26 protein-coding genes and 1 pseudogene are annotated in these 20,952 nt (G+C 41.1%); 13 read left to right on the top strand and 14 right to left on the bottom strand.

Translation table 11 applies throughout. The features are described 5' to 3' along the window. Window positions 1-250 precede the first annotated feature (250 nt). Window positions 251-1,341: pseudogene (locus FTU29_RS12135) on the bottom strand (IS3 family transposase). A 340-nt stretch (window positions 1,342-1,681) separates the two neighbouring features. Between FTU29_RS12135 and FTU29_RS12130 the strand changes: the two are divergent. From FTU29_RS12130 to msrA, 6 genes are all read left to right on the top strand, one after another. Next, window positions 1,682-1,921 (top strand): helix-turn-helix domain-containing protein, encoded by a 240-nt coding sequence (locus FTU29_RS12130; protein WP_023188500.1) that lies wholly within the window; start codon window positions 1,682-1,684, stop codon window positions 1,919-1,921. Window positions 1,922-1,974: 53 nt separating this feature from the next. Then, complete coding sequence (locus tag FTU29_RS12125) at window positions 1,975-2,238, top strand: thymidylate synthase (RefSeq protein ID WP_257226928.1); 264 nt, start codon at window positions 1,975-1,977, stop codon at window positions 2,236-2,238. 100 nt (window positions 2,239-2,338) lie between these two features. Continuing rightward, the gene (locus FTU29_RS12120; RefSeq protein ID WP_168377882.1) at window positions 2,339-2,851 is read left to right on the top strand and encodes a dihydrofolate reductase; all 513 of its coding nucleotides are present in this window, start codon (window positions 2,339-2,341) and stop codon (window positions 2,849-2,851) included. Between the two features lie 27 nt (window positions 2,852-2,878). After that, entirely contained in the window at window positions 2,879-3,949 is a 1,071-nt protein-coding gene (locus tag FTU29_RS12115) for a DUF4105 domain-containing protein (RefSeq protein WP_180106279.1), read from the top strand. 84 nt (window positions 3,950-4,033) lie between these two features. Then, window positions 4,034-4,492, top strand: a complete 459-nt coding sequence (locus FTU29_RS12110; protein ID WP_111884063.1) for an META domain-containing protein — start codon at window positions 4,034-4,036, stop codon at window positions 4,490-4,492. A 159-nt stretch (window positions 4,493-4,651) separates the two neighbouring features. After that, window positions 4,652-5,176, top strand: a complete 525-nt coding sequence (msrA, locus tag FTU29_RS12105; protein ID WP_180122045.1) for a peptide-methionine (S)-S-oxide reductase MsrA — start codon at window positions 4,652-4,654, stop codon at window positions 5,174-5,176. A gap of 86 nt (window positions 5,177-5,262) precedes the next feature. On the opposite strand, the gene FTU29_RS12100 is transcribed toward msrA, so the two are convergent. From FTU29_RS12100 to FTU29_RS12080, 5 genes are all read right to left on the bottom strand, one after another. Next, window positions 5,263-5,667: a biopolymer transporter ExbD gene (locus tag FTU29_RS12100; RefSeq protein WP_078192724.1), complete on the bottom strand. Its 405-nt coding sequence runs from the start codon at window positions 5,665-5,667 to the stop codon at window positions 5,263-5,265. Beyond that, window positions 5,667-6,290, bottom strand: coding sequence for a MotA/TolQ/ExbB proton channel family protein (locus tag FTU29_RS12095; protein WP_078192725.1), 624 nt, complete (start codon window positions 6,288-6,290; stop codon window positions 5,667-5,669). Before FTU29_RS12095 ends, FTU29_RS12100 begins: the two co-directional genes overlap by 1 nt. 30 nt (window positions 6,291-6,320) lie before the next feature. Then, on the bottom strand, window positions 6,321-7,085 hold the full coding sequence (locus FTU29_RS12090) for a TonB family protein (protein ID WP_111884065.1): 765 nt from the start codon (window positions 7,083-7,085) through the stop codon (window positions 6,321-6,323). Window positions 7,086-7,295: 210 nt separating this feature from the next. After that, complete coding sequence (gene purU, locus FTU29_RS12085; RefSeq protein ID WP_078192727.1) at window positions 7,296-8,162, bottom strand: formyltetrahydrofolate deformylase; 867 nt, start codon at window positions 8,160-8,162, stop codon at window positions 7,296-7,298. Between the two features lie 79 nt (window positions 8,163-8,241). Further along, window positions 8,242-8,943, bottom strand: coding sequence for a TetR/AcrR family transcriptional regulator (locus tag FTU29_RS12080; RefSeq protein WP_180122042.1), 702 nt, complete (start codon window positions 8,941-8,943; stop codon window positions 8,242-8,244). A gap of 116 nt (window positions 8,944-9,059) precedes the next feature. On the opposite strand from FTU29_RS12080, the gene FTU29_RS12075 reads away from it, so the two are divergent. From FTU29_RS12075 to FTU29_RS12055, 5 genes are all read left to right on the top strand, one after another. Next, window positions 9,060-10,508 carry a coniferyl aldehyde dehydrogenase gene (locus FTU29_RS12075; protein WP_180034939.1) on the top strand — a complete coding sequence of 483 codons (1,449 nt, stop codon included), beginning with the start codon at window positions 9,060-9,062 and terminating at the stop codon, window positions 10,506-10,508. Window positions 10,509-10,670: 162 nt separating this feature from the next. Continuing rightward, window positions 10,671-10,907 carry a 50S ribosomal protein L28 gene (gene rpmB, locus FTU29_RS12070; RefSeq protein WP_000048256.1) on the top strand — a complete coding sequence of 79 codons (237 nt, stop codon included), beginning with the start codon at window positions 10,671-10,673 and terminating at the stop codon, window positions 10,905-10,907. A 12-nt stretch (window positions 10,908-10,919) separates the two neighbouring features. After that, a complete protein-coding gene (rpmG, locus tag FTU29_RS12065) occupies window positions 10,920-11,075 on the top strand; it encodes a 50S ribosomal protein L33 (protein ID WP_001205031.1) in 156 nt (51 codons plus the stop codon). Window positions 11,076-11,216: 141 nt separating this feature from the next. Further along, window positions 11,217-12,935 (top strand): cation:proton antiporter, encoded by a 1,719-nt coding sequence (locus FTU29_RS12060; protein WP_180122040.1) that lies wholly within the window; start codon window positions 11,217-11,219, stop codon window positions 12,933-12,935. A 184-nt stretch (window positions 12,936-13,119) separates the two neighbouring features. Continuing rightward, the gene (locus FTU29_RS12055; RefSeq protein WP_078192731.1) at window positions 13,120-13,362 is read left to right on the top strand and encodes a hypothetical protein; all 243 of its coding nucleotides are present in this window, start codon (window positions 13,120-13,122) and stop codon (window positions 13,360-13,362) included. Window positions 13,363-13,441: 79 nt separating this feature from the next. Here the strand turns inward: FTU29_RS12055 and FTU29_RS12050 are convergent, their stop codons facing one another. From FTU29_RS12050 to FTU29_RS12030, 5 genes are all read right to left on the bottom strand, one after another. Beyond that, entirely contained in the window at window positions 13,442-13,720 is a 279-nt protein-coding gene (locus FTU29_RS12050; RefSeq protein WP_078192732.1) for a hypothetical protein, read from the bottom strand. A gap of 105 nt (window positions 13,721-13,825) precedes the next feature. Next, complete coding sequence (locus tag FTU29_RS12045; protein ID WP_180010190.1) at window positions 13,826-14,329, bottom strand: DUF6586 family protein; 504 nt, start codon at window positions 14,327-14,329, stop codon at window positions 13,826-13,828. A 75-nt stretch (window positions 14,330-14,404) separates the two neighbouring features. Continuing rightward, on the bottom strand, window positions 14,405-14,767 hold the full coding sequence (locus tag FTU29_RS12040) for an ASCH domain-containing protein (protein WP_180122038.1): 363 nt from the start codon (window positions 14,765-14,767) through the stop codon (window positions 14,405-14,407). A 42-nt stretch (window positions 14,768-14,809) separates the two neighbouring features. Beyond that, entirely contained in the window at window positions 14,810-15,061 is a 252-nt protein-coding gene (locus tag FTU29_RS12035; protein ID WP_180122036.1) for an RNA-binding protein, read from the bottom strand. Window positions 15,062-15,147: 86 nt separating this feature from the next. Next, complete coding sequence (locus FTU29_RS12030) at window positions 15,148-17,136, bottom strand: ATP-dependent helicase (RefSeq protein WP_180122035.1); 1,989 nt, start codon at window positions 17,134-17,136, stop codon at window positions 15,148-15,150. 97 nt (window positions 17,137-17,233) lie between these two features. Here FTU29_RS12030 and FTU29_RS12025 point away from each other — a divergent pair, with 97 nt between their 5' ends. Beyond that, the gene (locus FTU29_RS12025) at window positions 17,234-17,617 is read left to right on the top strand and encodes a hypothetical protein (RefSeq protein WP_180122033.1); all 384 of its coding nucleotides are present in this window, start codon (window positions 17,234-17,236) and stop codon (window positions 17,615-17,617) included. Between the two features lie 66 nt (window positions 17,618-17,683). On the opposite strand, the gene FTU29_RS12020 is transcribed toward FTU29_RS12025, so the two are convergent. Then, window positions 17,684-18,814, bottom strand: a complete 1,131-nt coding sequence (locus FTU29_RS12020; protein ID WP_180122031.1) for a glycerate kinase — start codon at window positions 18,812-18,814, stop codon at window positions 17,684-17,686. Between the two features lie 83 nt (window positions 18,815-18,897). Between FTU29_RS12020 and FTU29_RS12015 the strand changes: the two genes are divergently transcribed. Next, a complete protein-coding gene (locus FTU29_RS12015) occupies window positions 18,898-19,347 on the top strand; it encodes a carboxymuconolactone decarboxylase family protein (protein ID WP_180007165.1) in 450 nt (149 codons plus the stop codon). A 76-nt stretch (window positions 19,348-19,423) separates the two neighbouring features. Here FTU29_RS12015 and FTU29_RS12010 read toward each other — a convergent pair whose 3' ends face one another. Continuing rightward, the gene (locus FTU29_RS12010) at window positions 19,424-19,996 is read right to left on the bottom strand and encodes an HdeD family acid-resistance protein (protein WP_180021110.1); all 573 of its coding nucleotides are present in this window, start codon (window positions 19,994-19,996) and stop codon (window positions 19,424-19,426) included. 126 nt (window positions 19,997-20,122) lie between these two features. Beyond that, window positions 20,123-20,881 carry a hypothetical protein gene (locus tag FTU29_RS12005; RefSeq protein WP_180122029.1) on the bottom strand — a complete coding sequence of 253 codons (759 nt, stop codon included), beginning with the start codon at window positions 20,879-20,881 and terminating at the stop codon, window positions 20,123-20,125. Between the last annotated feature and the right edge of the window lie 71 nt (window positions 20,882-20,952).

Genomic DNA, 20,952 nt, shown 5'->3' with positions numbered 1-20,952 from the left:
AGCCACTCCAAGGTCAAGCTTAATAAATTAAATTAAACATTCAATGAACACTGAATAGCCGGCACTTTTGCAAATTTACCTTGTCTCTATAAGCTCACATCAATTTCAGGTAAGAATAACAATAGATTGAACCGTACCGGGTTTGTCGGAGAGTCAATATTCTGAGAGACTACCCCGATGACAAAATTAAAATATACCCCTGAAATCAGAGGGTAATCCTCCCATAAATAACCGAAGTTAAAAGTAGAGGTTAAGCAGCCATTAGAGGTGGCTTTCCTTTGTTAGCTTGATGTGGTCTTTCATGGTTGTAATGCCACAACCAGTTTGTTGCATAATCTTGTACTTCATCCAAAGTATCAAATAAATGCTTGCTCAGCCAACTATAACGTATGGTCCGATTATAGCGTTCAATATACGCATTCTGCTGTGGCTTACCCGGTTGAATATATTCAATACGAATACCGTGCTCAGTAGCCCAGCGCACAAATTCGTGACTGATAAATTCGGGACCATTATCGCATCGGATCACTAACGGTTTTTCTCTCCACTCCAGCAATTGATTCAACGTACGAATAACCCTGATTGTGGGCAATGAGAACCCTGCTTCAATGGCTAGGCCTTCGCGGCGGTAATCATCAATCACATTCAATAATCGAAACTTGCGACCATCGGAAAGCTGATCATGCATAAAATCTAATGACCAAACCTGATTTTCTCGGATTGGTTCTTTCAATGGTTCAGGCGCATGCCGTTTTAGTCTTCTTCTCGGTTTAATACGCAGATTCAGTGCCAACTCACAGTAAATGCGGTAAACCCGCTTGTGATTCCAGCAGCAACTCTCAACATGCCGTAAATACGAGAAGCACAAACCAAAGCCCCAATCGGAATTTTCCTCAGTGAGTTCAATGAGCTGTTCAGCAATGAGTGCATTGTCATCGCTGAGTTTGGCTTGATAGCGGTAGCAGGTTTCACTAATGCCAAATGCTTTACAAGCCAAACGAATACTAATGGCATGCTGGGCAACTGCCTGTTGTGCCATCTTACGCTGGCAAGATGGCTTTACCCTTGCGCAGCAGTGCTGCTCATTGCCATCGCTTCCTGGATGATTTCGGCCTTTAATCGCTCTTCCGCATACATCTTTTTAAGTCTGGTATTTTCGGCTTCTAGCTCTTTCAGTCGAGCCATTAATGATGTATCCATACCACCATATTTGGCACGCCATTTATAAAAGGTAGCATTACTCATGCCGTGTTCACGGCAAAGGGTCGCTACAGGTGTGCCAGATTCTGCCTGTTTCAAGATGGACATGATCTGACTGTCAGTAAATTTAGATGTTTTCATGCAGAATCTCCTGCTCGTATCTTAAGAGAAAATTCTACTTTTAGATCCTATTATTTTTAGGGGGGATTACCAACTATCTAATTCAATATATCCACTTTTTTGTAGACGTCTAAATATCTGATACGTTTTATGATAAAAACAGTTCGATCTAAATTCTGGATAGGCATTAACAAACATCTTCCTAACATCTTTGAATTCTTCTGATCTAAAGCTTGTATTTGTCAAGAATTCAACGAAACATTCATTAAGAGATTGAGTTAAACACATAAAAAGTATACCACTATAATATAAAAATATCCCATTTTGGGATATTAAACATAATAGTACAACATCTTGAGCTATGAGCTCAATACACGATCCTAGATACAGAAAGTTGATACATGACCTTATTGCTATACGTGAGTCAAAAAAAATAACTCAGGTAGAACTAGCTTCGTCTTTAAAGAAACCTCAATCTTACATAGCAAAAGTAGAAAATTTTGACAGAAGATTAGATGTACTAGAGCTGAATGATTGGTTAAATGCGTTAGGTTTATCTATAATTAGTTTTTTAGAAGATAGTTTATTAAGTGACACCTAGAACTAAGGTTAAAATTTAATTTACATTTTCTAGTTGATGGTTAAGGTTCCTAACTGTGCAAAATACAAAATGCACAGTCAAGTTTTTATACTAACCACCAACAAAGGAAGCATATTGTGCATAAGATTGGGGGTATAAAACATTTATATGCCAACCATTTCGAACAAGCGCAGTTGCAACTGACACGTGAACCAATGGGTCTGTGCCAATTAAAACTCAACCCTGAAATCACCGATCTTTTCGATTTTCAATTTGAAGATATTGAAATTGTAGGTTATGAATCACATCCTGCGATTAAAGCCCCTGTTGCTGTTTAATTTTTAGAAATCCCAAGTGAAAAGCAAAATCCCGCTTTACCTCAAGCGGGATTTTGCATTCTAATAGACGGCAAATATTTCGGCTATTTGAGTTCAAACTATGGCATTTCAAAATTTAGAAATCGTGCACGTTGTCGCTATGGATCAGCAGCGCTGCATTGGTAAAGGGAATGATTTGCCGTGGCATATTTCTGCAGATTTACAACACTTTAAAGCCATCACCCAAGGTGGTGTGGTGGTTATGGGACGCAAAACCCTAGAGTCTATGGGACGTACCCTACCGAAGCGTGTCAATTGGGTGATTACACGAGATAGCAATTGGTCATTTGAAGGTACCAAAGTCGCATATAGTATCGATGAGGCGTTAACGCAAGCTGTTGCTGATGTCGCGAGTTCAGAAAAACCAACGAGTTTGTTTATTATTGGTGGTGGTGAAATTTTTAAGCAAACCATCGGCATCGCAGACCGTTTAGAACTCACGCATGTTGAACTCGATGTTCAAGGTGATGCGCATTATCCTGAAATTCCTGCGGACTTTCAAAAAGTGGCATCAGAACAACACATCGACGACAAAACTGGGATTGCTTTTGAGTTCGCAACTTACCGAAAATAAAGAAAAATCTTAAGCTAAAAGAAAAATATGCAACAGAGTGACCAACGAGCAATGTTCAAAAAAATAGGGCGAAGTATTCTTCATGCCCTATTTAGTGTATTTGTCCTCTGCTCTTCGATTTGGCTCTGTGCCGCCCTGTGGATACAGCAACCGGCAGGCTGGTTAGGCAGCCGCATTATCATTGGGATCTGGATTGCTTTCGCCCTGAGCATTTTAGGCATCTATATTACCCAACACTTTTTTAGCCGTCGTAAAGATGTCTTGATTTATATTGTGGGCTTTATCTGTGGTCTATTTTGGTATTTTGGCATGGAAGCACGCCAAGATCGTGAATGGAATCCTGAAGTAGCAGAAATTCTACATTATGAAAAGCAAGGCAATCTTGTCACCTTGCACAATGTGCGTAATTTCGACTGGCATGCCGATGGCGGCTATACCCCGCGTTGGGAAACCCGCCAATATGACCTGAGTCAAATCAATGGCGTCAACATCATTACCTCGTATTGGATGGGGCCGCAAATCGCCCATACCTTGGTCAGTTTTGATTTTGCTGACCGACCACCGCTGACATTTTCGATTGAAATTCGCAAAGAGAAAAACGAAGAATTCTCTGCGATTGGTGGTTTTTTCCGTAAATATGAACTGAGCCTTATTGCATCAGATGAAAAAGATATCATCTATACCCGCAGCAATACACGCGGAGAACAGGTCTATTTCTTCCCCGTAAACATGCCAAAATCTGAAATGCAGGCGCTGTTTATTGAATATTTACATAAAGCCGATGAACTGCAGACTCAACCTAAATGGTACAACACGCTCACCAGTAATTGTACAACACTGGTTTTTGACATGATTCAAGCTGTTTCCAAACATCAACTTCCAACCGATTACCGCTTATTTGCATCCGGTTATTTGCCGAATTATTTATATGACCTCCATGCCATAGACCAAAATTGGGATATGAAAACATGGTATCAAAAAGCCCATGTTAACCCTCGTGTCTCTCAAATCAAGCAACTGAGCAGTGAACAATATTCGAAGTTAATCCGACAAGGTTTGCCGCATTCACAGTCCAATCCAAGCGCCAATCAATTGTAATTCTTAAATATTGATACAAATATGGCTAGCTTATCTGTGCGATATTTGCTTAGATAGTTGAAATGCTTCCACGGGGAAATTCCGATGCTAAAACAAATATTTGTTGCTGCAACTTTGGTTTCAACTTTAGTGGTGACAGGCTGTGAAAGCATGCCTGCACAAGACAACACCATAACTGAAAATTTAAACCTATTACAAAACCGTACTTGGATTGCCACTCAGATTGGCAACACTCCAATCAAAACAGCACCCAATGCGCATAATATTCCAAGCATTCAATTCGATGCGGCTTCAAAACGTGTCTCAGGTGCAGACGGCTGTAATCGTATAATGGGTGGCTATAATGCTGGCAAAGACACCATAACGTTTGGCCCGATTGCTGCGACACAAATGGCTTGTCTCAATAACAATGGGCTAGAGCGACAGTACCATGCAGCACTCGAAAAGGTAACGCATTATCAAGTTTTTGGAAAAACCTTGAAATTGCTAGACCGTCACGGCAATTTATTAATTCAATATGAAAGCGCTGTTCAACCGCGTTAAATCATTAAAAAAGTCTGCTTCGGCAGACTTTTTTATTCACTGTTCAGTCATGCCAGAGACATTTAATGCACATAAACTAGTGATTAGTATACAGACGTACATTGCAGTTTTTAGCTATAACCCCATATTAAACATCAGGGAACAAGATAGGATTTCACTATGCAACAAGCGGTATTTGGTGGTGGGTGCTTTTGGTGTGTTGAAGCAGTTTTTCTACAACTAAAGGGCGCGCAAACAGTCGTCAGTGGTTATGCAGGGGGAGTTACTCAGCATCCGAGCTATGAGCAAATCTGTGAGGGAAACACCCAACATGCAGAAGTCATTCAGATCAATTTTGATGACAGCCAAATCAGTTTTAGCCAATTGCTAGATGTATTTTTCGCAACTCACGATCCAACCACGCTGAACCGTCAAGGCAATGATGTCGGTACACAGTATCGCTCAGTGATTTTCTATCAGGACGAATCACAAAAGAAGCTTGCTGAACAACGTATTGAAGAATTAAAAGCTGAAGGCATCAATATCGTGACTGAACTGAGTCCAATGCCAACCTTCTACCCTGCCGAAGAATATCATCAAAACTTCTTTGCACGTAACCCAAACCAAGGTTATTGTAATTTTTCAATACCACCTAAACTCATGAAATTACGTAGCAAATTTCAAGACCTACTCAAATCTGAGTGATCTAATTAAACGGCATCTATTTTCAAAATAGAGACATAAAAAAAGCGACATTTCAGTCGCTTTTTTTAGTTATCTTTGCTCAGTGCTTAGTTATCACTGGCAAAGGCGATATCGCTGAGTCCGGCTCCACTCGCACGCGACATCACTTGTGCAACTGTGTCATAACGTGATTCTTTATCGGCTTTTAATACCAATGCAGGCTTACGTTCTTGCTGACCAGCTGTATTTAGACGACTTTCTAAATCTTCGAGCGTGACAATATCACCATTCCAAGCGATATCACCCGCTGAGTTAATGCTGATGGTTACGCTTTCAGTTGGCAGATCAATCACTTCTGCAGTCGTTTGTGGCAAGGTTAATGGAATTGATGGGTTGGCAACAGTCGCAGTCACCAAGAAGATGATCATCAATACCAACATAATATCGATGAGCGGAATGAGGTTCATCTCATTCATGCCAGCATCGTTGTCTTCACCCAATTGAAAAGCCATTAAGCTTGACCTCCAGCTAAACTTTGCTGTGCAGTTTTCACGTCTTCTTTCTTCGCTGCAGATTCTTGTTGCAACATAGTATCAATCAATAAACCATGCGCTTGATCTTGCAATTCATTCGAAAGTGTACGGTTAAAACGAACACAGATGTTATAAGCCAAAACCGCAGGAATCGCCACAGCCAAACCAAGACCGGTCATGATCAAGGCTTCACCAACTGGTGTTGCTACTTGTGCAAGACCTGCTTGACCGCTTTTTCCTACTGCTACAAGGGCATGAAAAATACCCCATACTGTACCGAACAAACCTACGAACGGTGCAATTGAAGCAATCGTACCCAATACAGATACGCCTTTTTCAGCATTAGCTTTTTCTACCGAAATTTGACGTAGTAATGCTTGTTCTGCCACAGCCTTACGTTGTTCAAAAGCTAAAGGAGCAAATTTCGCTTTCAGTTTGCTTAGTGCATCTGCAAGGTGGTTATATGCCACTTGCTTGAGCTGACGTGTGCCCATAATACGAAGAACGAAGATCGTCCAAGTCGCAATCGACATTGCAAGTAACACGAAATACAGTGTTTTGCTGACTGCATCTGCATGTTGCCAATAAACTGAAAAGTTCATATTCGAACTCCTAATGGGTTAGCCGGAATCTTAATTAAGTTTAAAGTTAAATGGTTGATCAACTCGCGTCGGAGTTGCCACACCATTATCAATATATTTGGATAAACGCGCACGCTTCACTGCTGCAGTCACTTTACGGTTCACAGCAGCGCCACAAGTCGAGTTTTTAATCGTTGCTGATTCGACTTTACCTTCAGCACTTGCTGCAATCGCAACTTCAACTGTACACGACGCTTTTAATTCACCATCTTCAAATTGAACATTAGGTTTCTTAATCCAACTGACACCATTACCAATGCTCACAGTTTTAGGTGTCGGTGGCGCAGGTGGTGCTGGAGGCGCAGGTGGTGGTGCAACAGGTGCCGGAGGTGTTGGTTCAACACGAACGACTTTCGTTTCAGAAACCACAGTTGAAACAACAGGTGTTGGTGGTACGTTTTTGACCGCTTCAACAGTTGGTTTCGGCGCATCTTTCTTTTTCACCTGTTCCACTTTTTCCACTTTCTTCGGTGGAGGTGGTAAAGGCTTATCTACAATTTTAACTTCTTTTGGCTTTGGTGGCTCTTTCTTCGGTTCTGGTTTTGGCTTCGGAGGTTCTGGTTTTTTCTCTTCAACAATCTTCACAAAGCGAACTTTAATCGGATCTTTTTCGATCGGTTTAAGTTCTGGTGCTTTCATATTGCTGACCGCCCACAATACTCCCATATGCCCTACCACAACAGCGAGAAGCGCAGTAATGATTTTCTTTTTCATCGGGTTAGGTGATTGCATCATTGGAGCGGGAGATTGACTCATTAAACTCAGTTACCTTGAAGAAGCGATTGCATTTATTTTGTCAAAAATACAATCATGCTCATCGGTTAGCACAATTAAAGTACGGCAATAATAAATGAGAAGTGTTTTCATTTGCAACTATTAATTCGTCAGTTTTAATGACTTTTTTTAATCATAATATAAAAAAGGCATACCTAAAGTATGCCCTTTTATTCAAAAATTCATCTCGTTTTATTGAAATACAACAGTTTTATTACCATCGACAATAATACGATCTTCAAGATGCCATTTGACTGCACGTGCGAGTACATTACGCTCTACGTCCTGACCTAACTCACGCAATTGCTCAACAGTAAAGTCGTGACTTACACGCTCTACGTCTTGCTCAATAATCGGCCCTTGGTCAAGATCAGCAGTCACATAGTGCGCTGTCGCACCAATCAACTTCACACCTTTTTCATGCGCTTGTTTATATGGGTTCGCACCAACAAAGGCTGGGAGGAATGAATGGTGAATATTGATCACTTTCATTTCCCATTTTTGAACAAATTCTTCGTCTAAAATTTGCATATAACGAGCAAGAACCAATAAATCATTGCCTTGCATCAACTGATCAATTTGCTCATAAGCTTCACGTTTGTTTTCTTTATTCACAGGAACAACTTCAAACGGAATACCGAAATTTTCTACAGATTCACGTAAAGCATCGTGGTTAGACACGACTTTGGTGATTTCACATGGCAAACCACCACGTGCATGACGCCACAACAGCTCAAGCAAAGCATGGTCAACTTTTGACACCAAGATACCGACTTTCTTCACATCACTGACTAAAGCTAAACGCCAGTGCATGTTGTAACGCTCAGCAACATTGCTCGCAAATGTTTGAGTTAGACTTTCTTTACGGCTTTGTAAATTGTCCAATTCGAACTCAACACGCATGAAGTATCGCCCCCCTTGAGCTTCAGTCGCGTATTGATCAAGTGCGGTAATATTTGCTCCCTGATGATACAAAAAGCTCGATACAGCTTGCACAATCCCTGGTTTATCTTCACAGGTAATGAGTAAGCGTGCTGTGTTAGCGGTCGACATATTCATGTTGGTTTATATCACTAATCAGTTAAATTGAAAAAAGAGCCGAGTATTCTAACGCTTTTTAAAGCCAGACTAAATAGTCTTATTCAGTAACCTGATGCTTTACGTTTGAAAGACTTGCAAACAAGTCCGACGGCCCTAAAGTTTCGAGCAATCGCTCATAGGTTTCACGGCTTTCACCACGTAGATATGCGCCTTCTAAGAACACCATTTGTCGCAGTGCTTGCCACACCCACTTTTCTTCCAAAGTATTGGAGTCGGTAATATGGCCCGACATATAAAGGAAGTTGGTCCAGTTGGTCAGCACGATCCACAAGTTAATGGTTAAGGCCTCAATTTCAGAATCGGTCATCTGCATTAAGTCTGCGTCAACAAAGGCACGATAAATTTTCTGCCCTTGTTGCATAACTTGACCGGCAAAACGTGGATACATTTTGCGGAAATCTTCATTATTTTCGACCAAGTGATAAACATCACGATGTAAAAATCGATAAGCCCATAATTGGCTACTTAACACTTGGAAATAGCGAATTTTATCATTGGCATCAAGCTGACGATCATCAGGAAGCGCTAACATTTCTAGCGTTTCTTGCTGATATTGCTCCATTAATTCCTTAATAATTTCACTTTTATTTCGGAAATGGTAATACAAGTTACCTGGGCTCATTCCCAGTTCAGCAGCAATATGATTGGTTGTCACTGAACGCTCTCCACGCTCATTAAACAACTGCAAACTCAGCTGCAAAATACGTTCTTTCGTTTTTAAGGTTTTGGTGTGAGACATCCTAAAACAACCATTTATTTCAAAGCATTAGAACACTAACACATAAAGTAACTTGACTATTTAGAGTATTTGCTCTAAAAATTAATTAATCGCTAATTTGGATATGGTCGTGCGACATGAATAGTCAAACAAAAACAACTTCAATGACACCACATTCTTTTGATCACCAGCATCTCAACAATATGTTGGAACAGCAGAAACAAGCGTATTTACGTTACCCATTGCCTACAGCGAAGGAACGTATAGACCGTTTGGCTCGGCTTAAGCGTATCTTAGTTAAGTATCAAGATCAATTTGCTGATGCAATTAATCAAGACTATGGTAACCGTTCTATTGGTGAAACCAAGATTGGTGAGTTGCTCACATGTCTTGAACACATCAAATATTATAGCAAGCATTTGACAGACTGGATGAAACCATCCAAACGCCATGTCGGAATTATTCATCAACCTGCAAAAGCATGGGTGCAATATCAACCACTTGGTGTCGTCGGCATTATTACGCCATGGAACTACCCACTGCTTCTTTCTATAGGCCCACTGATTTGTGCTTTGGCTGCGGGCAACCATGCCATGATCAAAATTTCGAGTGCCTCTGCGGCATTCGGTGATGTGCTCGAAAAAGCTCTCGCAGAAGCATTTCCTCAAGAATTGGTCGCAGTCGTCAATGGTGGTGGCCCAATTTCAGATGCGTTTAGTCACCTTGCCTTCGATAAAATGATTTTCACGGGCTCAACCAATGTCGGTAAAACCGTCATGGCTGCTGCGTCTGAAAACTTAGTTCCTGTGATTTTAGAATTAGGCGGAAAGTCACCTGTATTGGTTCATCCGTCTATTGACCTTGCGGATGTTGCACAGCGTCTTGCGGTTGGTAAACTTTGGAATGCAGGTCAAACTTGTGTTGCACCTGATTATGTGTTCTTACCTCGTGGTAAAACTGCTGAATTTTTAGATCACTATAAAGTGTGCGTTGAAGCTATGTACCCAAGTATTGCTCATAATCAGGACTACACCTCGATTATTAATGACAAGCAGTACAAGCGCCTACAAGGTTATTTAGAAGATGCGCGTGATCAAGGCGCACAAATCATCAGTTTTAACCCACAAAATGAAGATGTGGACGCTGTACGTAAAATTGCACCGACTGTTTTAACGGGTGTCACTCCAGACATGCAAATTATGCAGCATGAAATCTTCGGTCCGATCCTTCCGATCATGGAATATGATCAAATTGACGAGGTTATTGCTTTTATTAATAGCCGTCCTCGTCCACTTGCTTTATACTATTTCGACTTTGATCAGGCACGTGCCGACTATGTCGCAACACGTACCCATTCAGGACATTTCGGACAAAACACGGTATTAACCCATGTTGCTCAAGATGACCTGCCGTTTGGCGGTGTGGGGGCTTCGGGTATGGGTAAATATCATGGTCCAGAAGGTTTCTTCAGTTTGTCGCATGAACGCTCGGTGATGTCGAATCCAAAACTCTATAGTTTGAAATTCATTCTTCCACCGTTCAATAAGCCGATCCACAAACTGATTTCGAAGACACTTCTTCGATAAACGATCAAGGCATGAACGATCACACCAGGTGATCGTTCGTTTTATGCAAAATCGCTTGTCTTTTAAGCGCATTTTTGATATAAAACGCCCCTTGAATGAATTCAATGTTTTTTTTGACTGGCCATACAGATTTGCTGTTGGCTAAATCAATGGAGTTACACCATGTCTAAGGTTTGCCAAGTTACCGGCAAGCGTCCAGTCGTTGGTAACAACGTCTCACACGCCAACAACAAAACTAAACGCCGGTTCGAGCCGAACCTGCATCACCACCGTTTTTGGTTAGAAAGCGAAAAACGTTTCGTACGTCTTCGTCTAACTACTAAAGGTATGCGTATTATCGACAAATTGGGCATCGAAAAGGTTGTTGCTGACCTACGTGCTCAAGGTCAAAAGATCTAAGGAGCTACGAACATGCGTGATAAAATTCGCCTAGTTTCTTCTGCTGGTACAGGTTATTTCTACACTACCACTAAGAACAAACGTACTATGCCGGAAAAAATGGAAATCAAAAAATTTGATCCAAAAATCCGTCAACACGTAATTTTCAAAGAAGCTAAAATCAAATAATTTTAGTTTTTTGAAAAAAACGACCTGCTTAGGTCGTTTTTTTTTGCATTTTTTTTATTCGAATTGCTAAACTTTCAAAATGCTTTTGGCACTTTTTGTGCTTGTCTTTTTTACCCTTAACTTAGGCTTAAGGAGTTTTTAGTGCCTCATGATGTAGAACTCATAATATTACTTGCTGTTGGCTTTGGTTTTGCCTTAATTTTTGGCTATATAGCTGCGCGCCTGCGACTTCCTCCCCTCATCGGCTATCTGATTGCCGGTATTATTATTAGCCCAAATACGCCTGGAGTAGTTGGTGACATCCATCTCGCTAACCAGTTGGCCGAACTCGGTGTCATGTTCCTGATGTTTGGCGTGGGTATGCACTTCTCACTCAGCGACCTAATGCAAGTTCGACGTATTGCGCTTCCAGGTGCAGTATTACAAATTGCAGTGGCGACCTTACTGGGTATGGGAATTTCCATGCTTTGGGGCTGGAGCATGGGCTCAGCGCTGGTCTTTGGCTTAAGTTTGTCGTGTGCAAGTACGGTGGTTCTCCTCAAGGCTCTCGGTGACCGAGGCTTACTTAACTCCGTGAATGGTAAAATTGCTGTAGGCTGGCTCTTGGTTGAAGATCTGGTCATGGTCTTGGTTCTGGTCTTACTCCCTGCCACAGCAGTATTGCTTGGTGGACAGCCACTCACAGAAAGTAGTGCAGATGAAAATATTTGGCTGACCTTAGGTCTAACTTTACTCAAAGTCGCTGGCTTTATTGCCTTTATGCTAATCATTGGTAAACGCTTAGTGCCAATGATTATGCAAGTGGTTGCACGCTTAGGCTCACGTGAATTATTCACGCTCACTGTGGTTGCAGCAGCCGTGTCTATTGCCTTTGGTGCCTACAAGGTATTTGGTGTATCCATGGCACTGGGCGCATTTTTTGCTGGGATGGTAGTCAAAGAATCGGACTTTAGTCACCGTGCAGAAGAAGAAACCCTTCCGCTTCGTGAAATTTTTTCGATTCTGTTTTTCGTCTCCGTCGGCATGCTGTTTGATCCACGGATCTTGATTGAACAACCGCTTCACGTCTTAGCTGTGGTCGGCATTATCATGATTGGTAAGACCATCGCTGCAATGGCGTTGGTGTTGTTCTTCCGTTACCCCATCAATACCGCATTAACCGTTGGGGCGAGTTTGGCGCAGATTGGTGAGTTCTCGTTTATTTTGGCGACCTTAGGTGTATCTCTAAACCTCCTTTCCATGGAAGGACAAAACCTGATATTGGCAGGTGCATTAATCTCGATTACGCTAAATTCATTTATATTTTCTGCAATCGAGCCTATGCAGCGACTCATCCGTGAGCGCTCGAATTTGGCCCGTTTACTGGAACGTAGTAGTGACCCATTGGCCATGTTGCCGGATGAGGTCTCACAGGATTATCTGCGTGATCAGGTGGTGCTGATTGGTCATGGTGAAGTCGGTCGTCGTATTACCCGCGAATTAATGAATGAAAACATTAAAGTGGTTATTGCTGAAGAAAACCGTGAAATCGTGGAAAACTTGCGGGAAAAAGGCATCGCTGCGGTATCCGGTGTAGCAACAGAACCTGGGGTTTTAATTCAAGCCCATATTCAACACGCACGCCTTTTGGTCATTTCACCTATGGATATTTTAGATATTCATAAAATTGTCGATATTGCCAAAATGCTGAATCCGTCTATCCAAGTATTGGTGTGTGCGGAAAGTAAAGAAGAAGCTGAAGTCATTCGTCGTGACAATGTCGGTGAGGTTTATTATGCCAAAGAGGAAATGGCGAAAAATATGAGCAATCATATTTTAAATCAAATCCAAATTGCCCATCACCAAACACCGACACACTAAGATGTCAAATTAAGCGCTTAAAGGTGATACCAAAAAGGCGATGCATTTAAGCATCGCCTTTTTTTAATGGATATAATTCATTAATTTTAAAATTACAAATAATTGAATTTAAAAAACATATTGATAAAATGAGCATCAAACGAAGCATCATTTTAAAAAACTTCAAACAAGAAACGAGAAAAACATGTACATACTCTATTTAGGCCTTGCCATTATTTTGATTGGCGGTCTGGGCTTTCTCATCGCTGCATTTAAAACCAGTATTTTATGGGGACTGGGCTGTCTATTGTTTTACCCCATTTCCATCGTCTTTCTGATTCTGTATTGGCAAGATGCCAAAAATCCTTTTTTCTTACAGCTCATCGGGGTCTTTATTGTATTTTTAGGTTCGATACTGATCTCACCTACTGAACTGGGCACAGTCTAAGTACCATTTTGGGTATAAAAAAAACGCACCGAAAGGTGCGTTTTCATCAACATGATCCACAAAATCAGCAGCTATATGATTAGCTCATATATTTTGGCTTTTCATCAACCACTTCGGCATGCCATTCATCCACTTGTTTTTCTAACAAACCAAACAATGCAGCCTGAATCATTTGCTGAGCGATCACACTCATTTGATCGCCCAAAATATTGCGTAATTCTTCATTGAATTGGATAGTCACCAAAGGCTCTTTTTCTGAGCCTGCATTACGCAATGCCAACTCACCACCTTCCAATTGAACCAGCTCTAAAATTGCTTCCTGGTTCCCAAAGAGTTCTTTCAACTGTTCTATAGACATATATCCCTCCATGCGCAACATGGTGATAAAGGCATCTGCACTTTGTATTACTTAGATAATCTTATATCGGGTTAAATAAATTTATTTCAAGTAGCAATAGTCCGATTAGAACTCCACCATCTCGTTACGAAATCCATCAATTAATTGAGTTAGATCACGATGCCATTCACGCAAAATAGCGGTATCTGGCAACCATGCTTGCGGTGTTTGGGTAACTTTAATAATTAAATTTGAAGACGTTTCATCTTCTGGCTCTGGTGCAGACGGTTCAGGTGCATACTGACACATACGATGTGCGCGTTTCAGCTCTGCAATAAAACCTTGCTTGGCCAATTGCTGCATAACAGTCACTTCGGGTGATACCTGACCTTTTTCAGCCATCAGCGTTTCAATCGACTTTAACGTGGGCGCAGGATCATTTAAACGATAGTAACGCACCAACTCTTGTAAAAACGCAAGTACTGCACCATGCAAATGAAAAACCGCTGCTTCGCGATAAGCCTGAGCTTGTTGAACATGATCGGTCTGCTCGGCTTGCTGACATGCAAGACGGCTAAAATATAACTTTTGATTGGTACGATCAGCATGAAAGCGAGCAACACGAGACATGAACAATTCCCTAAATTTTGGCGTTTTTCTACATGAATAAGCTTAAACGGATTTTTAGGAAATTCACAATAAATATTATGGATGATCGATTTCAATTAAATAAATGTCACGCTTGGCAGGAACAGGCATATCCCAATTAATCATCCTGATATTTTCCAGACGCCAAGCCCAGTACCCTGCTGCCCAATATGTCGCCTGCGCTTGCTCTACCTCTGTTTCAGTCCATGCATGAACGTCATATACATCGACCATCGCCACTGCACGTCCAATATCTTCATCTCCGCTTTCATGTAAGTAGCGTTGATTTTCCACGATCACTAAATCTTTTAAAGGCAAATGTTCGGGCTGCCATGAGCGGACTTCAAGCGTTTTAAGCCCACAAGCAATGTTCGAACCAGATGGCGCAACAATCGACAAAGCCGAGTAGCATTTTTTCATAGATCACCGATAAAAAAAGGAGCGTTACGCTCCTTTTTGAATTTATGCTTTAGGCTTATCTTCAGCCGCTTTTACGCGAATACCCGCACCTTTGACTTTCAAAGTATTCAGGCCTTTAATCGCTTTTACAGCTTCACGACCATTTGGCATTTCGACAAAACCAAACCCTTTCGATTTACCTGTGCTTGCATCCATAACAACAACAGCAGACTCTACTGTGCCAAATGGTTTAAACAGTTCAACCAATTCTGCTTCAGTAACTGAACGCTCTAAGTTACGTACTAAAATTTTCATTCAATCTTCCAAATAGACAGCATCATCAAAAAGCATTTGTCTATTTTGCTTTTTAACTTGCGTGTAAATCACGTCAAAAATCTATTTTAATCGAGATCGATACCAAAATCTAAATTAATCGATTTTCTTTCGATTAACGCACTTTTTACGGTTTGCTGACGGGTTTTATAGTGTGTTTCCAAACTACATAAATTTCGAGTTAAATCATTCATAAAATAACTTTCTACTTTACGCCCTTGCTCATCCACAGTTTCACGTGCCCAGTGGTTCAAGTTTTGCTTAGTCAAAATCAATTCATTTTGCGCACGTGTCAGCGCCACATATAACACGCGGCGCTCTTCTTCCACCTCATCGAAATTACCCTGAGCACGTGCATGCGGGTATTGCCCTGGTGTCACATTTGCCACATAGCAAACCTTTTGTTCTGTCCCTTTAGCAGAGTGAATGGTAATCAAAGTGACCACATCACTATCTGATTGCCGTTCAATTTCAGAAATGGACACAGGATCGAGCACATACTCTTCAAGAAATTCACTGAGCTGTGTATGCTTTGATGCTAGTTGTTTCACCAGATCAAAATCCCCGACACGTCGGTTCCAATCTTTTTTATAGTTTTCTTCTAGCTGCTCAGAAATCGCTTGAACAGCCAAGCTTACACATTCTTTGACCTGATCTTTCAACACCGACATTTGCTTCATCATCAGAATCGCTTGGTCAGGTACTTTGCCAAATTTTTCCAACTTGGTTGCAATGGCTTGCATTTCTGGCTCAAGTAAAATCTGCTGCGATAACTTACTCGCACCGACATCACCCACACCATTCCATAAGGTTAAAAAGCGCATCCACGCGATATCATCTAAAGGATTGGCCACTACACGCAATACACTGAGTAAGTCTTTTACATGGGCTGTTTCAAGTAATTTCATGCCGCCAATAAAGCGATACGGCACGTTTGCGGCAATACAGGCCGCTTCAATATGACGAGCAGCAAAGCTTGAACGCACAAGCACCATATGATCCGACCATTTGCTGCCTTCGAGGTAATGACGCTCTTTAATATCAATGGCAATCCATTTGGCTTCATCAAACTCATTCGGGAAAATATGCATTTTCGGCTTAATCCCTTCACCACGATAGGCATCTAAGCGTTTGTCATATTTAATTTCGCTTTCATCCAACAACCAATTCGACAGGTCTAAAATTTCTTGGGTTGAACGATAATTTTTTTCAAGTTTAAAAATCTGTGCGTCGGGTACCCGCTCTTTGAAATGATGAATATTTTCAAAGTCTGCACCACGGAAGCCGTAAATGGACTGTGCATCATCGCCGACACAGAACAAGCTGACACGTTGTTTTAGTGGCTCAAGTAACGCCCATTGCAGCGGATTGGTATCCTGCATTTCATCAACCAACATGTGGCGACAAATTGAAGCAACATAATCGACCAGTCCATCTGATTCCGCCAAAGCTTTCGCCACAATCGCCAAGATATCGTCATAATCGAGAAAACTACGCGCACGTTTACGAGCTTCGTATTCTTTCATGATATCCGCGATTTGATCTTTTAAAGCAAAGTACTCAGGCATTTGCTTTTCCATGGCAATGCTAAGTTTTTGACGCGTATTCCGCGCAAAAGAATATAGGTCACAGAGTTCTTTTGGCTTGGGTAAGTGATTGGGGTTTTTCTTATCATCACGGCCACGAATCAGGCGGAACATCATGAGCTGATCATCACGATCAATAATCGAAAACTGTTCTAGACCAAAAGCTTTTGGAATGCGGCGCAATAGGTACATACAAAAGGTATGAAAGGTTGATGCACGTAACCCTTTGGCTTGCTCACCTAGAGCCAACTCCACACGAGCAACAATTTCACTCGCTGCACGGCGAGTAAAAGTCAAAATTTGAATTTGATTAGCAGGCACGCCTTGATCAATTAAATAAGCTGCACGCGCTACGATGGTTTTGGTTTTACCACAACCTGCTCCCGCCAAAACCAAGCTATGCTGTGCTTCTGTTGTTGCGGCTTGTTTTTGTTGAGGATTTAATTCATCAATCAGGTTGGCTAAACTCATGTGTACTCATCATTTTATGGATAGGTATAGTTTAGCAGATTGAAAAAAAATACATGTTAATGTAGGATCAAAATTACAACTAGAAAAAGATAAGTTTATGAAAAATTTTAAGCTAATTAACCATTTCTTTCAGCCAGTTTTATTACTCATAATATTTACAAATCATCCATCTTATGCAAAAAAATTGACTCAAACTGAATTTGATCACTTGATAAGTAAAAATAATCAGAAAGGAATTCAACTCCATGATGATCTAGCTGTAGCTCTAATTTCTGGCAATCATAAGCTTATATCCGATAATTTATGTGCAACTTATAAAATGAGTAAAGCACAATATGAAATTGCTTCAGAGAATTCTGAATTATTAAAAGCGAAACGGGCAAAAGAAAATGCAATAGAAAATATAAAAAACATTGAAAATATAATTCCAAAAAATCAAAAACCAATGGAAAAATATTGCAAAGATTCTCAACCAAATTAATCATATTTTCTAACTATGATTATCTTAAAACTCGCTAGATGCATTCATAAATTTTACCTTGATTTTTTATTTCAAACATCTCATCACATTTCGACAGCAATGTTCCAAATTTAGTTCCGCATTTTTTAATGCATCTTCCAACTTACAATCTGGTGGATTAATCCCAACAATCTGTGTGAAACCTAAATCATAGAGTTCTGCTATCCCCTCACCCACTAGACCAGTAAAGGCGATCACAGGTTTATTAAACTTTTTTGCAACTTGCGCCACACCAAATGGCGTTTTACCGAACTTAGTTTGATGATCAATTTTCCCTTCACCTGTCAGCACATAATCTGCCTGTGCTATTTTTTCATTCAACTGACATTGTTCAATGACCAATTCCACACCTGATCGCATTGATGCACCTGCAAAAGCCATCAACCCAAAACCTAGTCCACCTGCAGCACCTGCACCTGCTGCATCACGTAAAGTACAACCCAGTGTCGCTTCAACGACATTGGCATAATGATTGAGGTTCTGATCTAACTGACGCACCATCTCCTGCGTTGCTCCTTTTTGCGGGCCAAAAATATGGGATGCGCCATTTTCACCACATAATGGATTCATGACGTCGCTAGCAATGATGATCTCTGTGTGTGTTAAACGTGAGTCGAGCTGCGTCAAATCAAGACTGTTAATTTGATCCAGACAACCACCACAAACTGCTATTTCCAAGCCATTTTCATCTAAAAATTGTGCCCCCAAGGCCTGCGCCATACCTGCACCGCCATCATTGGTCACACTCCCGCCCAAGCCAATGATAATTTTACTTACTCCGAAGTCTAGAGCAGCCTGAATCATTTCGCCCGTACCATAAGTTGACGTCAGTAAAGGATTTCGCTGAGCAATATCGACAAGATGAATACCATTGGCTTTTGCCATTTCAATCACTGCAGTTTTTCCACCGTCGATCAAACCGAAATACGTCGTCACACGTTGATTGGGCAAAGGACCTGTAAGCGCTATCGCCACTTTTTGACCGTCGCAAGCACTGAGTAACGCATCTACAGTTCCCTCACCGCCATCTGCCATTGGCACAGCGATGACATTTGCGTCAGGTATGAGCTTTAAAATTGCACGCCGCATCGCGTCACAGGCTTGTTGAGCACTCATACTTTCTTTAAATGAATCGGGCGCAAGAACAAAAGTGGTCATCTAAATGCTCAAAATAAAATTTATCCTCAACCATAACGGTTTTAAAATAGCAGGTATATCTAAAAACATCAGAAAGGTTCGAAATGTCACGAATCAACCTAGGTCAGTCTGCACCTGAGCTATATAAAAAAGTTGCAGAACTTGATGCACTGGCCATGCAAAAAATAAATGAAGCTGGCCTAAGTGAAGGATTAGCTCATTTACTCAAATTACGTGCATCCCAAATCAACGAATGTGCGTTCTGTATTCGTATGCATGCACACGATGCACTGAAAACAGGTGAAAGCATTGAACGTATTAGCCTACTGAATGCATGGCGTGAAACTGCGTACTACGATGAAAAAGAACGTGCAGCTTTGAGCTTGATCGAAGCGATCACGTTAATTGCTGAAGGCCAAGTTCCCGATGCCGTCTATGAAGATGCTCTACCATTTTTAACGGATGATCAAATCAGTGCGATTGAATGGCTTGCGATTGTCATTAATACATGGAATCGTATCGCAATTAGTAGCCGCTATAGCGTGAAACCTTAACGGGTTGTACACATTTCTAGTGAATAAAAAAAGAGTGCCTCAGCACTCTTTTTTATTCATTGGATCCGCAAGCAGCTTACTGCTCTGCCGAGCTTTTCGGTACTTCACGTCGAATATAAGAAGCCAAAGTAAGGTAGTTGACCCCTTGGAATAAAATATCAACCGCCAAGAATAATCCTAATACCCAAAATGGCGCATCAGGCGACATCAAAATGATCACACCCGTAATCAAGGTCAATAGACCTGAAAATAGCGTCCATCCCCAGCCTTGAAATGCTCGAAATAGCACAGCATTAAAGATACGAATGACCCCTGCAATGATCAAGATAATCGCCAATAAATTGGTCAGGACAATGGCTGTTTTGACAGGCGTTGTAAATGCATAATAGCCTGCAACCAAATACAGCACACCAAATAGTGCCCAGAACCAACGGTAGCCGCCTTCAAAAATTTTAAATGCCGCGACGAAGTGGATTACACCACCTAACATCATCAGCACACCAAAAATATAAATCACCGTAAGTGTCGCAAATGGCAAAGCTGCCAAAAGGACCAATCCGAAGACCACCAATAAAGCACCTAAACCGAGATACCACTTACGGTTTTCATGGAGCTGACTGCGAATTAAATCGTTGCCTACTGTTCTCATGTTTTTTCTCAAGTTATTCGTTATTCAATGGATTATGCAACTTCATGATGAAGAAAAATGAAAGAAAAGTCCAAATCTTATCCACACTGCCAATTGAAACTGTGGATAAGATAGGTTTTATCCACATTATTTTTTCCATCCTACTTCAATCGCTGTGACGTCATTCACCACAGTATCAGCTAAATCTTCAGGCATTTTACTTTGCGTCTGTGAGGTAGGAATATGCCCCGCCATTAGTTCAGCTTTACTTTGTGGAAACAAAGGCTGCCGCTCAGGTTCTGCATAACCGACAGGGAAGATAGGCTGACCTGTGGCCAAATCATATTTATCAGTTGCACCAAAAGCGTGTAATAACTCATGGGCTAAAACGATTTTATTCTGCGCTGTCTGTTTATTCGATGCAAATAAATTTACCGATCCAATTCGACCATTTTCCAAGGCTGTGGAATGTTTAAGTTCTTTGGTTTGGTTCGGATCGTAATAATTTAGAAAGAGCGTAACACTCGAAACCCCGTCTACATTTTCATGCTGTTGCCAAGCATAGTAGCGGAATTTCAAACTCCATAAGATAACGTCCAACATACCGGCGTCATTGGGTACTTTGGGAGGTAAAACTTTCAGCTCACGACCTAACTTAAAATACACATAAGTCGGTTGCCCTCGGTATTTCTGTGCTGTCGCTTGTAAATATTGCTGAACATCGTTTAAATCATTGACAGAGAGCTGCTGTATATAAGCTTGTGTGCTCTCTCGACCATCTGCATTAATTGGATGTAACAATACAAAGATCGGTTTACTCCAGTCTTGTTTTTTGTCTTTATAGGCATTGACTGCGACAACCAATAAAATCAGCAATAAGCACAGTACCCGAATTTTTTTCCACATTCCCCAAGATCTCAATTAATTTTTAGCATTTATTTTCAGAATTAAAACAGAACATTCTTAAAATGTCTTGG

It is taken from the genome of Acinetobacter sp. YH12086, assembly GCF_013419345.1.
GTDB lineage: Bacteria > Pseudomonadota > Gammaproteobacteria > Pseudomonadales > Moraxellaceae > Acinetobacter > Acinetobacter amyesii.
The sequence above is the reverse complement of the archived record's forward strand: the minus strand, read 5'-3'. Positions and strand labels throughout refer to the sequence as shown.